At 62.7% G+C, this 14,113-nt stretch carries 15 protein-coding genes; 5 read left to right on the top strand and 10 right to left on the bottom strand.

Annotated elements, in window-relative coordinates; all coding sequences use genetic code 11:
- Together VEJ16_07710 and VEJ16_07715 are read left to right on the top strand one after the other, a co-directional pair.
- Positions 1 to 786: alpha/beta hydrolase (locus VEJ16_07710; protein ID HYB09540.1), on the top strand; the 786-nt coding region annotated here is incomplete at its 5' end.
- A 176-nt stretch (positions 787 to 962) separates the two neighbouring features.
- On the top strand, positions 963 to 1,370 hold the full coding sequence (locus tag VEJ16_07715) for a hypothetical protein (protein HYB09541.1): 408 nt from the start codon (positions 963 to 965) through the stop codon (positions 1,368 to 1,370).
- A gap of 42 nt (positions 1,371 to 1,412) precedes the next feature.
- Here the strand turns inward: VEJ16_07715 and VEJ16_07720 are convergent, their stop codons facing one another.
- From VEJ16_07720 to VEJ16_07755, 8 genes are all read right to left on the bottom strand, one after another.
- Entirely contained in the window at positions 1,413 to 3,065 is a 1,653-nt protein-coding gene (locus tag VEJ16_07720; GenBank protein ID HYB09542.1) for a molybdopterin-binding/glycosyltransferase family 2 protein, read from the bottom strand.
- Positions 3,062 to 3,796: an XdhC family protein gene (locus VEJ16_07725; GenBank protein HYB09543.1), complete on the bottom strand. Its 735-nt coding sequence runs from the start codon at positions 3,794 to 3,796 to the stop codon at positions 3,062 to 3,064. Before VEJ16_07725 ends, VEJ16_07720 begins: the two co-directional genes overlap by 4 nt.
- Complete coding sequence (locus VEJ16_07730) at positions 3,793 to 4,116, bottom strand: XdhC family protein (GenBank protein ID HYB09544.1); 324 nt, start codon at positions 4,114 to 4,116, stop codon at positions 3,793 to 3,795. The genes VEJ16_07725 and VEJ16_07730 overlap by 4 nt, the downstream gene beginning before the upstream one ends.
- The gene (locus VEJ16_07735; GenBank protein HYB09545.1) at positions 4,113 to 5,357 is read right to left on the bottom strand and encodes a VWA domain-containing protein; all 1,245 of its coding nucleotides are present in this window, start codon (positions 5,355 to 5,357) and stop codon (positions 4,113 to 4,115) included. The genes VEJ16_07730 and VEJ16_07735 overlap by 4 nt, the downstream gene beginning before the upstream one ends.
- A 43-nt stretch (positions 5,358 to 5,400) precedes the next feature.
- Entirely contained in the window at positions 5,401 to 6,342 is a 942-nt protein-coding gene (locus tag VEJ16_07740) for a MoxR family ATPase (GenBank protein ID HYB09546.1), read from the bottom strand.
- A gap of 129 nt (positions 6,343 to 6,471) precedes the next feature.
- Positions 6,472 to 7,266 carry a xanthine dehydrogenase family protein subunit M gene (locus VEJ16_07745; protein HYB09547.1) on the bottom strand — a complete coding sequence of 265 codons (795 nt, stop codon included), beginning with the start codon at positions 7,264 to 7,266 and terminating at the stop codon, positions 6,472 to 6,474.
- Positions 7,267 to 7,281: 15 nt separating this feature from the next.
- Complete coding sequence (locus VEJ16_07750; GenBank protein HYB09548.1) at positions 7,282 to 9,663, bottom strand: xanthine dehydrogenase family protein molybdopterin-binding subunit; 2,382 nt, start codon at positions 9,661 to 9,663, stop codon at positions 7,282 to 7,284.
- A 1-nt stretch (position 9,664) separates the two neighbouring features.
- The gene (locus VEJ16_07755) at positions 9,665 to 10,141 is read right to left on the bottom strand and encodes a (2Fe-2S)-binding protein (protein ID HYB09549.1); all 477 of its coding nucleotides are present in this window, start codon (positions 10,139 to 10,141) and stop codon (positions 9,665 to 9,667) included.
- 318 nt (positions 10,142 to 10,459) lie between these two features.
- On the opposite strand from VEJ16_07755, the gene VEJ16_07760 reads away from it, so the two are divergent.
- The gene (locus VEJ16_07760; protein HYB09550.1) at positions 10,460 to 11,293 is read left to right on the top strand and encodes a DUF2066 domain-containing protein; all 834 of its coding nucleotides are present in this window, start codon (positions 10,460 to 10,462) and stop codon (positions 11,291 to 11,293) included.
- A 31-nt stretch (positions 11,294 to 11,324) separates the two neighbouring features.
- Here VEJ16_07760 and VEJ16_07765 read toward each other — a convergent pair whose 3' ends face one another.
- A complete protein-coding gene (locus VEJ16_07765; protein ID HYB09551.1) occupies positions 11,325 to 11,927 on the bottom strand; it encodes a carbon monoxide dehydrogenase subunit G in 603 nt (200 codons plus the stop codon).
- Positions 11,928 to 12,087: 160 nt separating this feature from the next.
- On the opposite strand from VEJ16_07765, the gene VEJ16_07770 reads away from it, so the two are divergent.
- Entirely contained in the window at positions 12,088 to 13,197 is a 1,110-nt protein-coding gene (locus VEJ16_07770; protein HYB09552.1) for an acetoin utilization protein AcuC, read from the top strand.
- 21 nt (positions 13,198 to 13,218) lie between these two features.
- A complete protein-coding gene (locus VEJ16_07775) occupies positions 13,219 to 13,677 on the top strand; it encodes a DUF192 domain-containing protein (GenBank protein ID HYB09553.1) in 459 nt (152 codons plus the stop codon).
- A gap of 54 nt (positions 13,678 to 13,731) precedes the next feature.
- Here VEJ16_07775 and VEJ16_07780 read toward each other — a convergent pair.
- On the bottom strand, positions 13,732 to 14,113 hold a 382-nt coding region (locus tag VEJ16_07780), incomplete at its 5' end, for a class I SAM-dependent methyltransferase (GenBank protein HYB09554.1).

Here is a 14,113-nt window from a genome sequence, read left to right on the forward strand (position 1 = left end):
GCAGTGGGCGCCTATCTCGCCGTCAACGGGGCGCTTTATCTGTTCCAGCGCCGGCTCGTCTTCGTCCCCATCGGCAAACCAGGGACACCGGATGCGGCCGGTGTACCGGAGATGCGAGTGGTGCACTATACGACCGCTGACAGCTCGACGCTTTCAGCGTGGTATAAACCGCCCGAAGACGCACTTCCCACATTCGTTTATTTTCATGGCAATGCCGGCCACCTTGGCGAACGGGCCTTCAAAGCGCGTTTCTTCATCGATCGGGGTTACGGTTTCCTGCTGACGAGCTATCGCGGGTACAGCGGCAATCCCGGCCGCCCGACCGAAGCCGGGCTCTATAGCGACGCGCGCGCAGCGCTTGCGTTTCTTTCAAGCAGCGGGATCGCCGTCAACAGGACCGTGCTTTACGGGGAATCCCTCGGTACGGGGGTTGCAGTCGAGATGGCGCGGTTGGTCCGGCCGGCGGCACTCGTGCTGGAAGCACCCTTCACCTCGCTTGTCGACGTCGCCGCCGCACGCTTCTGGTGGACACCGGCGCGCTGGCTGGTGCGCGACAGGTTCGACTCCCTTGCGAAAATTCCGGCAATCGCCTGTCCGTTGCTAATCGTTCACGGCGAGCGCGATGACACCGTGCCCAGGAAATTCGGCGAACGTCTCTTCGGTGCAGCGCCGGAGCCGAAGGAGTTCAAGGTCCTGCTCGAGGCGGGACACAACGATCTCTTCGAACACGGTGCGGCCGATCTGGTGGACGAATTTCTAAGGTGCCGGTTGAGTGACGCGCATTAGCGGTGCGCCTGAATGCGAAGCGAATTGCTAAAACTTTTCGATAATGCAGATAAAATAAACTCCAAATATTATTTCAAATTATCCGAAATAATACTTGATAATATTTAGATTGCTGTAAGTATTTCTCAGCATCATACTGGGCATGGTATAGTCGTACGCAGTGGGTCTCGAATGCGATGACGAGCGCGCGGGAAAGCGTGTTTCTCGGTATTTCGTCCCTGGGCAGTCGCCTGCCAGCGGGGGCGGGTGCCGCGCCGCGCGCCCATGCCGACGCCGTAAAGCCGGTCGAGCGACTGGCGCTGCCGCCACCTCCCTCTCGTGATGAGCGGTCGAAGGGCATACCTCAGATCGGGCCGCCGGCTGACGAGGCAACCCGAGCGGTGCGTGACGAACACGAGTATCTTGGGTGGCGCCGTCGGCGCCGCCGGCGATCGAGCGACGTGAAGCCCGCCGAAAACCTGCCTGAAAATTCGGCACCCCAGGATGTGTCGGCGCAGGGTGCAAACCACGCCTATCGTCGCCGGGTTGTCGCCAATCACGGGCTCGATCGAGCGAACGGCCGCCTCATAAATTTCAGCACGTAATCGGCCTCCGTTGCGCATCGATTCCGTTGCAAGGCGCCTCGTTCATGATGCGGCGACGGTTCCTTGGGCTCGGAGCTTGACGAGCTTGTCGGGAGAATCGATATCGACCAGCACACCGTCGTCGTCCATTTCGACCTCAAATACGACTTCATGGTATTGGCCGATCAGGTGGCGCGCACCGCTGTCGCCTTTGAGGCGCTGCATCTCGGGAAAGAAGCGGCGTGCGAGGAGGATCGGATTGCCGCGCTTGCCTCGAAAAGTGGGAACGCAGATGGCGCGGCCTTCGGTCGGGTTGAACGCCGCGATGAGCCGGTCGAGCTGTGCGGTCCGGATGCGCGGCATGTCGCCGAGGCAAATGAGCGCACCGTCCACGTCATTGGACAGTGCCGCAATACCGTGGCGGACGGAACTCGCAAGGCCCTCTTCATATTCCGGATTGCGAACGAACGTGATGCGGCGCGCGGCAAGCGCCTCCTCCACACGCTCGGCCTCATGGCCGGTCACGACGATAATAGGCGACGCATGCGACGCCGTGACCGCATCCAAGACGCGCGCCACCATGGTGCCGCCATCAATCTCTGCGAGAAGCTTGTTCGCCTTGCCCATCCGACGCGAGAGCCCGGCCGCTAGAACGATGGCTGCTACCTTCGGCTCGTGAACGCCGGATTGGGTGCCGGGTGCCGACGTCGCCTGGGCGCGCGGCAACCCCCGTGTTTCAACCTCCCCCAAAAGACCGCCGGCGCCCATGCGGGCGAGATCCTCGCGGCCAATCGGCAGCCCGGCGAGGAGTCGCCAAAGCACCCAGTCAAAGCCATTGAACTTGGGCGAGCGGGCGCAGCCCGGAAGGCCCACGACCGGGATATGCCCGTCCAACGTGGCGACCAACAGCAGATTGCCGGGGTCGACGGGCATGCCGAAGTGGAGCACGGCACCGCCGGCATTTTCGATGCCGCGCGGGACCACATCGCGCCGATCGACGATCGCGGATGCCCCGGAGACGAATATGGGATCGCATCCTTGTCCCCGGAGCGCCTTTATCGCTGCAGCGATTTCGCCCGCATCGTGCCCGCAACGGATTTCGCTCGCGAGCCTGCTGCCGTAGGAGTCGAGCCGAACCTCAAGAACATTCCGCCCCTTGTCGAGGACGCTTTCCTTGGTTCCTGGGAGGCGCGTTTGGACGAGACCAGCGGACTTGACGAGAAATGGCGCCACCTGCACGAGAGGACCGCCGGTGCGCGCGATCTCGCGACACCGCTCGATCGTCGAGCGTGCTGCGGCAAACGGTATGATCTTGATCGTGGCTACCATCTGACGCGGCTCGACGGGCTCGAACGGTGTTACGGTCGCGATGGTGATCGCTTCATCGACGAGATTGAGACTGTCGACGCGTGCCCGATCGATGACGGCGATCCCACGCACCTCGGCGAAGAGGTTGCAGCGGCCGGTGAAGGCGCGGCTCACGGTCACATGGGCGCCAGCCGATGCGTTCGCCACCGCCGCGGCGGCGGCGTCCTCGGGCATTTCATCAGGTTCGATCCTGGCCCCGACCACGCTTCGATAGCCGCCTTCGCGCAGTGCTGCGATATCGTCTGGCGACAGCTTGCGCCCTTTCTTGTAGATCCCCTTTCCCACGCGCAACGAATGCGCGAGGATCGCACCCTCCGCCTCCTCGAGCGGGATTTCGTCGAAGATCATGCCCGACCGAGCTCCTTGACCGAACTCTTCGCTGCTAACTCCTTCGCGTGCAGCACTCCGGTCACTTGGGCCATGATCGCAATGGCGATTTCCGCGGGCGACTTGGCGCCGATCGAAAGACCGGCCGGGCCATGAATGCGCCCTAGATCGGCGTCGTCGAAGCCGCTCTCCTTGAGACGAGCGAGGCGCTTTGCGTGGGTGCGTGTGCTCCCGAGTGCGCCGATATAAAATGCGTCGGAGCGCAACGCCGCCTCGAGTGCGGGATCGTCGATCTTGGGATCGTGGGTGAGGGTCACGACCGCAGTGCGTCGATCGGGTACAAGGCGCATGAGCGCATCGTCCGGCCAGTCGTGGGTGATCTCGACATTGGGAAAACGCTCGCCTGTCGCAAAGGCGCGGCGCGGATCGACCACCATCACCGCGTACCCGGCAAGGCTCGCGATCGGGGCGAGCGATTGGGCGATATGCACAGCACCGACGACCACCATGCGAAGGGGCGGGTTGAACACCTGCGCGAAAATGCGACGTGCGTTTGCGTCGAACGTCTGGCTTCGATCGTCGCGGATCGCACTCCGCACATTCGCAAGCTCTGCCCGGTTCAGATCGAGCCCACCCGTCACGGCGCTCAGCGTGACGAGCGCCTGCGAACCGGACTTGAGATCGGTTGCAAGTGCCGCAGGCAGTTTCTTGCCCCGTGCCTCGAGAAGGGCATCGAGGATCGCGCGCTTCATTCCATCCTCTCGACGAATACTTGCACCTTGCCCCCGCATGCGAGGCCAACTTCCCATGCCTGCTCGTCGGAGACGCCAAAATCGAGGAGTCGGGGTTTGCCGTCGGCGATAGCGGCCAGCGCCTCGGTCACGACCGCACCTTCAATGCAGCCGCCCGAGACCGAACCTTCCATCACGCCCTTTTCGTCCACGACAAGCTGGCTACCCACCGGCCGAGGCGACGAGCCCCAGGTCGAGACCACGGTTGCAATCGCCACCCCTCGACCCCGATTACGCCAGTCGCGAGCCAGGGCAAGTATATCCTGCTGTCCTTCGGTCATGCTCTTCCTCCAAGCCAGCGGCTAACACCTTCCTCGCGCCGCGCGCCGGCCTCGCCGAGCGCTTCCGCGAGCTGCGTCAGGCTCTCGAGATTATGCACCGTTCTGAAATCGTCGACATGGGGCAGAATTGCCCTCATGCCAAGGGACTTCGGCTCAAAGCCTTCGTAACGCAGCAGCGGATTAAGCCAGATAAGTCGCCTGCAGGATTTGTGAAGTCGCTCCATCTCCTCCGCGAGGCCTTCGCCGGCGTCGCGATCGAGACCGTCCGAAATGAAGAGAAGGACGGCACCCTGCCCGAGCACTCGACGCGACCAGTGCCGGTTGAAATCCCCGAGGCTTGCCCCGATCCGCGTTCCGCCCGACCAGTCCTCGACCGCGTTCGCGACCCGGTCGAGCGCGACGTCCACGTCGCGCTGACGCAAATGGCGGGTGATGTTGGTAAGCCGGGTTCCGAAGAGAAACGTATGAACGCGATCGCGGTCGTTCGTGAGCGCGTGGAGGAAATGCAGCAGCATTCGTGAATAGCGGCTCATCGAGCCCGAGATGTCGCACAGCACGACAATGGGCGGGTGACGCTCGCGCCGACTTCGGTGCCTGAGATCGATATCTTGGCCCCCACCGCGAAGGCTCGCGCGCAAGGTGGCGCGCATGTCGATCCGTCGTCCCGTCGGATCGGCGCGGAACCGCCGGGTCGGCGTTTTCATGATCGGCAGGCGTATTCGCGCCATGACGGCCTTCGCCGTGCGCATCTCCTCGCTCGTCATTTGCTCGAAATCCATCTTCTGGAGGATCTCGCGATCGGAATAGGTGAGGGCGGCATCGGCCACGATTTCAGGTTCGCGTGCCTCGTCCTCCGCGTCGCCGCGACCGGGCGCGTCGGCGGAAAGCGCTTCCACGAGGCGTCGGCTTGGCATGTCTTCGTGCCCTTCGCCTTCGGGCACGCGCACGGTTGGCAGCATAAGACTCATCATCCGCTCGAGCAGCTTCGGATTGCGCCAAAAAATGTGGAATGCTTGATCGAAGATCTGGCGATGTTCGCGCCGGTTCACGAAGACGGCGTGGAGCGTCCAATAGAAATCCTCGCGGCTTGTGATGCCGACGGCGCGAACGGCATCGACCGCGGCCAACACGCGGCCGGGCCCGATCGGGAGGCCGGCGCGGCGAAGCACGCGAGCGAAGTGCATCAGGTTGGCAACGAGCTTGCCGCCCTCCGGTTCGGATTCTACGGAACCCACGGTCATGCCGGAACCTTCGACGGGTCGGCTCCTATTGGGCCGGCAGCGCTCACGCCGGCTGGCGTTCTTTGTGCTCTGCCGCTTCGTTGGCGGCAAGCTCGGCTTGGACCTGTGCCAGGATCGCAGCCGCTTCGCTACCCTGAATCTTCGCGATGTCGTCCTGATATTTGAGAAGGACGCCGAGGGTATTGTCGACCGAACGTTGGTCGAGGGCGATAACGTCGAGCTGGGTCAATGCATGGGCCCAATCGATTGTCTCGGCGATACCGGGTAGCTTGAAGAGATCGCGCCGGCGAAGCGACTGCACGAACCCGACCACCTGACGTGAGAGCTCGACCGGTGCGGTCGGCGCTTTGAGCCGCAGGATTTCGAGCTCCCGTGCGGCACTGGGATAGTCAACCCAATAATAGAAACAGCGTCGCTTGAGTGCGTCGTGAATTTCGCGCGTGCGGTTCGACGTGATAACCACGATTGGGGGTCGTTCGGCGCGCATCGAGCCGATCTCGGGAATCGTGATCTGAAAATCCGACAGGACTTCGAGAAGGTAGGCTTCGAACGGCTCATCGGCCCGGTCGAGTTCGTCGATCAGAAGTACGGGCGCACCGGCTGAGTCCGGCTCGAGCGATTGAAGAAGTGGCCGCTTGATCAGGAACCGCTCCGAAAATATGTCCTGGGCGAGGGTGTCGCGATCCTTCTGGCCCGCCGCCTCCGCAAGCCTGATCTCGATCATCTGACGCGAGTAGTTCCATTCGTAGACTGCGGAGGCGACGTCGAGACCTTCGTAGCATTGAAGGCGCACAAGCCGCCGTCCAAGCGTCTCGGCGAGCACCTTGGCGATCTCGGTCTTGCCGACGCCCGCTTCGCCTTCGAGGAACAGCGGACGACCGAGCTTGAGTGCGAGGAAGACCGAGGTGGCGCAGCTACGGTCGGCGACGTAGCGGCCGCCGGCCAGCAATGCGTGCGTTTGCTCGACCGTGTCGGGAAGATTCATGTGCGCGCCGAAATCCCGCGCGAAAGTTCCCCCGCGCGGAGTCGGGACGACGACGGCGACGGGCAATCGGAACGCGACGGCACCGTGTCCATTGTCGCGGCGGAACCGGCATGGCCGCGTGGCATGGGATCAGCCGGCCGCCTGGACCGCCCGCTTCGCCATCACGCCGACGAGGTGGGCGCGGTACTCAGCACTCGCATGGATGTCGGCGTTGAGGCCGTCGGCCTTCACTTTGAGCCCGTCGAGTGCTGCGGCCGAAAAGCTCTTACCCAACGCCGCTTCGGCGTCCTTGAGACGGAACACAGACGGACCCGCACCGGTGACCGCGACGCGAACGGCGCCGCCGGCCTTCGAGACGAAGACGCCGACAACCGCGTAGCGCGAGGCGGGGTTTGGAAATTTCGCGTAACCAGATTTTTCGGGGATGGGGAAGCTGACGGCGGTGACGATTTCGTCGGCCTGAAGCGCGGTCTCGAAAAGGCCCTTGAAAAAATCGTCGGCGGCGATCTTGCGCTTGTTCGTAACGATGGTGGCACCCAGGGCGACAACACCGGCGGGATAATCGGCCGCCGGATCGGCATTGGCGATCGAGCCGCCGATGGTGCCTCGATTGCGCACCTGCGGGTCTCCGATGCCGTCGGCGAGGGCCGCGAGCGCTGGGATTGCCTTTTTCACCTCGGCGGAAGCCGCAACATCGGCATGGGTGGTCATCGCACCAATAACCACCGCGTTTCCGTCCTTCTTGATTCCCTTGAGTTCCCCGACCAAACCGAGATCGACGAGATCGGATGGCCGCGCCAGGCGCTGCTTCAAGGTCGGGATGAGAGTCATTCCGCCCGCGACGAGCTTGGCCTCGTCCTTGCCCGCCAACGTCTTTGCGACGTCCGCAAGGCTTTTCGGCCGATGGTAGTTGAAATCGTACATCGCTGAATTCCTCCTCTACTCGGCCGCTTTCGGCATCTTGGCGTCCTGGATCGCGCGCCAGATCTTCTCGGGCGTGGCCGGCATATCGAGACTTTTCACGCCAAGGGGACGGAGGGCATCGAGAACTGCACTCATGATGCACGCGGGTGTTCCGATCGCACCCGCTTCTCCGCAGCCCTTCACCCCGAGGGGATTGTGAGTGCAGGGTGTTACGTTCGTCCCGACCGTGAAGGAAGGCAAACAATCGGCCCGCGGCATGGTGTAGTCGAGATACGATCCGGTCAGAAGCTGACCCGACTTCGCGTCGTAAACGCAACTCTCGAGTAGCGCTTGTCCGACACCTTGCGCAATTCCACCGTGGACTTGACCTTCGACGATCATGGGGTTGATGACCCGGCCGAAATCGTCCGCGGCCGTGAAACGGGCGATCGTGACCGTCCCCGTTTCGGGATCGATCTCCACTTCGGAAACGTAAGTGCCGGCGGGATAGGTGAAATTCGCCGGATCGTAGAAGCTTTGCTCCTCGAGGCCGGGCTCGAGGCCTTTTGGGTAATTGTGCGGCACATAGGCCGTAAGCGAAATCTCGGTCAGGGTTTTCTTCTTGTCGGTGCCGGCAACCCGAAACTCGCCGTTCGAGAACTCAATGTCGGCTTCGGCCGCCTCTAGAAGATGCGCTGCGATCTTCTTTCCCTTCGCGATGACCTTTTGCATCGCATGGAAGATCGCGGATCCGCCGACGGCGAGGGAGCGCGAACCGTAGGTACCCATGCCGAAGGGAATCTTATCCGTGTCGCCATGGACGATATCGACGTTTTCAATCGGCACGCCGAGGGTCGAGGACACGAGCTGCGAGAACGTCGTTTCGTGCCCTTGGCCGTGGCTGTGCGAGCCCGTATAGACCGTCACGGACCCGGTCGGGTGCACGCGCACCGCCGCCGACTCGTAAAGGCCCGCCCGCGCGCCGAGCGAGCCAACCACGGCCGACGGCGCAATACCGCACGCCTCGATGTAGCTTGCAATGCCGAGTCCGCGAAGCTTGCCGGCATTCTTCGACTCATCGCGCCGCTTTGCGAAGCCGGCATAGTCGCTGGCCTTGAGCGCCTGATCGAGCGTCGTATGGTAATCGCCGATGTCGTATTGAAGTGCAACCGGCGTTTGGTACGGGAACTTGTCGCGCGGCACATAGTTTCTGCGCCGAATCTCCGCGCGATCCATTCCCATGACGTTCGCCGCCTCTTCGACCACGCGCTCGATGACGTAGGTCGCTTCCGGCCGTCCGGCGCCGCGATAGGCGTCGACCGGCACGGTATGGGTAAAGACCGCCCGCACCGAACAGTGGATCGCCGGGGTCGCATAGTTGCCGGCGAGCAGCGTTCCATAAAGGTATGTCGGCACGCAGGGTGCAAAGGTCGATAGATAGGCACCGAGGTTGGCCTTGGTCGCGACCTTGAAGGCAAGGAACTTGCCGTCTTTGTCGAGGGCCAGTTCGGCGTGGGTCACATGATCGCGCCCATGCGCGTCGCTCATGAAGGACTCGGAGCGATCCGCGGTCCATTTGATCGGCCGCCCGACCTTCTTGGCCGCCCAGGTGACGAGTGCTTCCTCGGCGTAGTGGAAGATCTTGGAGCCGAAGCCCCCGCCCACGTCGGGGGCGACGACGCGAAGCTTGTTTTCCGGAATGCCCAGCACGAAAGCGCCCATGAGCAGCCGGATCACGTGGGGATTCTGGCTCGTTGTGTAGAGCGTGTGCATGTCGGATGCTACGTCGTACTCGCCGATCGCAGCACGCGGCTCTATTGCATTCGGGATGAGCCGGTTGTTGACAAGATCGACTTTTGCGACCTTGAAAGCGCCCTTGAATGCCGCGTCCGCCGCCACGGGATCGCCGATCTGCCAATCGTAGCAAGTGTTGTTCGCCGCCTGCTCCCACACCTGCGGAGCGCCGGGCTTGAGTGCCTCCGCGATTGTCACGGCTGCCGGCAGTTCCTGATAGGTCACCTCGACGAGTTCGGCACCATCGCGCGCCGCCGCCCGGCTCTCTGCGACGATAAGGGCGACCTGATCGCCCACGTGGCGGACGCGATCGACCGCGAGTGGGGGATGAGGTGGCTCGACCATGGGCGAACCATCCTTGCTGTGGACGAGCCAGCCGCAGGGCAGCCCGCCATGTTTGTCGGCCGCAAAGTCCGCCCCCGTGAAGATCGCGATGACACCCGGCACCTTGAGGGCTTTGGCCGTGTCGATCTTGGTGATTTTCGCGTGCGCGTGCGGCGAACGCAGGATGTGCGCGTAGGTCTGCCCTGGGCGATTGATGTCGTCGGTATAAGTGCCGCGGCCCGTCAGGAACCTGGCATCTTCCTTGCGCCGTACGGCGGCGCCGATCCCACTGTCAGGCATGTCACTTCCCCCTCATGGCGGCAGCACCAGCGCGAATAGATTTGACGATGTTGTGGTAGCCCGTGCAGCGGCAGATGTTGCCCTCGAGCCACTCGCGCACCTCGCGCTCGCTGGGGTCGGGATTGTGCTTCACGAGGTCGATGGCGCTCATCACCATCCCGGGCGTACAAAACCCGCACTGCAGACCGTGGTTCTCCCGGAACGCTTCCTGCATCGGATGCAGTTTGCCGCCGTTGGCGAGCCCTTCGATGGTCGTGACCTTGGCGCCCTCGGCCTGTACCGCGAGCAGGGTGCAGCTTTTGACGGAGCGGCCGTCGACATGCACGACGCAGGCGCCGCACTGGCTCGTATCGCAACCGACGTGAGTCCCCGTGAGGCGAAGATTTTCGCGCAGGAGCTGAACCAGCAACGTGCGCGCTTCGACCGTTTCAGAGACAGGCTTTCCGTTCACCGTCAAGGAAACCGAGACAGCAGTCATGACCCCTCCCAGAGCTTATTCGAATTGCGGCCCGTGACATCGGGCCAAGCATCTTGGGTCGTAGTGTGGGCCGCCGAGCGCGCGCCAGTCAAGGTGCGGCAGCGAGAAATTTCGTCGCAGTGGCGATGGGTGCGAACAAGTCAGTTCGCAGCACGTCGAGCAGAATTGCATTCAAGGGCCGCGCCTCCTGTCATTCGGCGGACAAAACGCCCGTCACGTTTTGCTTTTGAAATGTAACCGTCTATCTGTATAATACTGGTTGACCCGTGGGTGTCTTAAGGTACGGTTTCGCACGCGAACAAGAACCGGAGACAGGCGATGAAGAATCGGCTCCGCCGGCGGCCGCCCCTCATGGCCTTGGCACTGCAAATCGTCCCTACGGCGATCCTCCTCGCCTCCGGGGCACTCGCGGATGAAGCGGAGACTATGAGCGGTCTCTACCAAGCCATGGAGATCGTTACGGGCACCGACATGCGCAGCCGACCGAAGGGATTCGCGGAATGCTTCCGCGATGTGCTTGTGAAAGTGTCGGGGGAGCCGCGGCTGCGCGAGGATCCACGCGTTGCGGAACTTGCCTCCCGTGCCGATGCGTTCGTTACGTCGTTCAATTATGTCGACCCAAAGGCGGCGCAAAAGGTCCATGACGATCAGGGGACCTACGATCGATCCTACAACCTTACCGTAAACTTCGATCCCGGACGGATCGACAAAACGCTCTTGGATCTGGGCGAGGAACCCTGGCGTGGGGAACGACCCATCGTGGTGCCGATCCTTACCGTGCACAGCACTTCGGCATCCTATCTCTTGAGTGCGGAAAATTCCGCGGGGGCCGACCAACGGGCTGCGTTCGCTAGCCTTGCGAGCGACGACGGCCTTAAAGCTCGATTTCCAACCGATGCCGAGTTCGCGGCGTGGGGTGTCACGATCGGCCAAGTTCCAGAATTACCGGCGGAGAGCGCCCCCAACGAAGTACCCGTCGCCGGCACGCTCACCTTCGATCCGACCCTGCCCGGTTGGGTCGGAGCATGGCGCACGCGCTGGCACGGCGTCGAATATCAATGGCGGATCAGCGGCGTGAATTACGACAGCGCGTTTCGCAATGCTGTTCGCGGCGTCCTGCGGATCGCGTCCGGCCATGACGGCCCCGTGTGACCCTGCTGCGTTGGGCCGATCCTTCGGCTCTTCACGCAAAAGCGATGAGCAATAGAATGATAACGATCACAACGGCGCCGATCCACACGGCCGGCGAAAGGCCTTTCTGCCGCTGTGGCGGCCTCTCCGGCGCCCCTTGGGCGGGGACAGGGGTCGGCGCGGCTTCGGCGGGGGCAGGTGCTGGCTGTGCCCCTCCCGTCGACAGCAATTCGGCGAACTTGCCGAAAAAATCATCCGACAATTTCTTGGCCGTGCTGTCGATGAGCCGCGAGCCGATTTGCGCGAGCTTGCCACCCACATTTGCGCTGGCCTTATAGCGAAGGATCGTAGCGCCGCTGTCTTCTTCGAGTGCGACTTCAGCACCACCGCGCGCAAAGCCCGCAGCACCTCCTTTGCCTTCGCCGGAGATCTTGTAGCTCTTCGGTGGGTCGAGGTCCGAGAGTGTTACCACACCCGTGAAGGTGGCCTTTACAGGGCCGACCTTCGCGACGACTTTTGCCGTGAATTCGTCCGGCCCCGACCTCTCGAGGGACTCGCAACCGGGAATCGACTGCTTGAGAAATTCGGGATCATTGAGGGCCTCCCACACCCGTTGGCGTGGTGCCGCGATCCGATACTCGCCGGTCATGTCCATGCAATTTCCCTCGAAAATCATCCGCCGCGTCGGGCGGTTGAGACATGGCAGAGACTATCCCCCCGCCATGACCACGGCAAGCATTCGCGGGTTTGCACGGACGATCGGGTGAAGGAAGGTAGCGGTTGTTTTCCGGTATGCGGTCCCTTAGGTTCGCGCCATGCCCGCCTCGCGACTATTCATCGGAAGCGAGATCTACCGTCGCTCGACCTACGGCTCGAAGCATCCGCTCGCGATTTCACGGGTGTCCGCATGCATCGATCTTTGCCGTAGCCTCGGCTGGCTGACCGAGGACGTCTACATCGACAGCCCGTGCGCGACACCCGAGCAGCTCAGGCGATTTCACACCGCCGATTATGTCGCGGCCCTCATCGCCGCCGAGGAATGTCAGCGCGTGCCCGAAGAGACCAAGGCGCGTTACCATATCGGCATCAACGGCAACCCGGTTTTTGCGGAAATCTTTCGTCGGCCGGCAACCGCGTGTGGCGGCACGCTCAAGGCCGTCGATCTCCTCAGCGCCGGTTCCGAGATTGTGTACCATCCCGCGGGCGGAACGCACCACGGCAGGCCCGACAGGGCGAGCGGCTTTTGCTATCTGAACGATCCGGTCCTCGGCATCCAAGCCTTGCTCGATAGCGGGGTAGCGCGCGTGCTTTACCTCGACATCGACGCCCATCATTGCGACGGCGTGCAGGATGCCTTTGCCGGCGAGTCGCGCGTGCTGATGATCTCCGTCCATGAGGCGGGACGGTGGCCGCACACGGGGGCGATCGACGATCGGGCGGGTGGTGCCGCGCGGAATATCCCGGTTCCGCGCGGCCTGAACGACGAGGAATTCGAGTTCCTTCTCGAGCGTGCCGTCTTTCCGCTCGCATCGCGATTCCGGCCCCAGGTCGTCGTCATGCAAGGGGGCTGCGATGCCCTCGCAGACGATCCCATGAGCAAGCTCGAGCTATCCAACAACGCCCTTTGGCGCGCGGTAAGGGGTGCGATGACGATTGCGCCGCGCATGATCGTGCTGGGCGGCGGCGGTTACAATCCTTGGGCAGTGGCCCGATGCTGGGCCGGCGTCTGGGCGACCCTGCGCGGATACACGATCCCCGCGCATCTGCCGGCCGAGGCCGAGGCGGTATTGCGCACCCTGGTCTGGCATCGCAGCCAGGGCCGCAATCCACCCGAACACTGGTTCAAGCACTTGGCGGACGCGCCAAGGCGCGGGCCGATCAGGCCGGAAATTCGCGAAATCGCCGCACGGACCTTGCAAGACTGACGTAAGTCGAGGATGCCCGAAATGCTCCCATCCTGGCCGCGGCAATGCCTTGTCGTCGTGGCATTGCTCTTCACTTCGGCGCTCCATGCAGCCGAACTCCCCACATCTTCGTTGACGATCGTGACCGGGGAGGGCAAGCAACTGAGCTTCACCGTTGAACTCGCCAACACGCCGGCGGAGCGCGAAATGGGCCTCATGTTCCGCAGCTCGCTTGCGCCCGATGCTGGCATGCTGTTCGACTTCAAGGAGCCGCAAATCGTCGCGTTCTGGATGAAGAACACGCTGATCCCGCTCGATATGCTCTTCATCGACAAGACGGGGCGCATTGTCCGTATCGTCGAGCGGGCGGTTCCAGGGTCGCTCACGCCTATATCGTCGGGTGAGCCGGTGCTGGCGGTGCTCGAGGTCAACAGCGGCACCGCCTCACGGCTTGAGATCCACACGGGCGACATCGTCGACCATCCGATCTTCCAGCGCTGAAAAAGGCTTGTGCGCCGGATGAGGCGGCGCACAAGGGAGGGACGTGCGGTCGCCTCAGCGCTTTCGCGCCAGCGTTAGACCGTCGCCAATAGCCAGCATGGCGATGTCGACCCGTTTGTCCCGCTTGAGGCGTGCGTTGAAGGCGCGGAGTGCCGTGGTGTCGGCATCCCGTTTGCGCGAATCGGCCACGGCTCCACTCCATAGGACGTTGTCCACGGCGATAAGGCCGCCGGGTCTCAGCAGCGTCAGGCAGCACTCGTAGTATTTTCCATAATTTGGTTTATCAGCATCGATGAATGCAAAGTCGAAAGTGCCGGAATGGCCGGTTTTGATAAGCTCATCAAGGGATTGTGTCGCGGGCGCCAATTTGAGCGAGATTTTGTGGTCGACCTTTGCGAGCGCCCAATATTTTCGGGCAATCGCCGTGTAGGCCTCG

The organism is Alphaproteobacteria bacterium (assembly GCA_035625915.1).
Classification (GTDB): Bacteria; Pseudomonadota; Alphaproteobacteria; order JACZXZ01; family JACZXZ01; genus DATDHA01.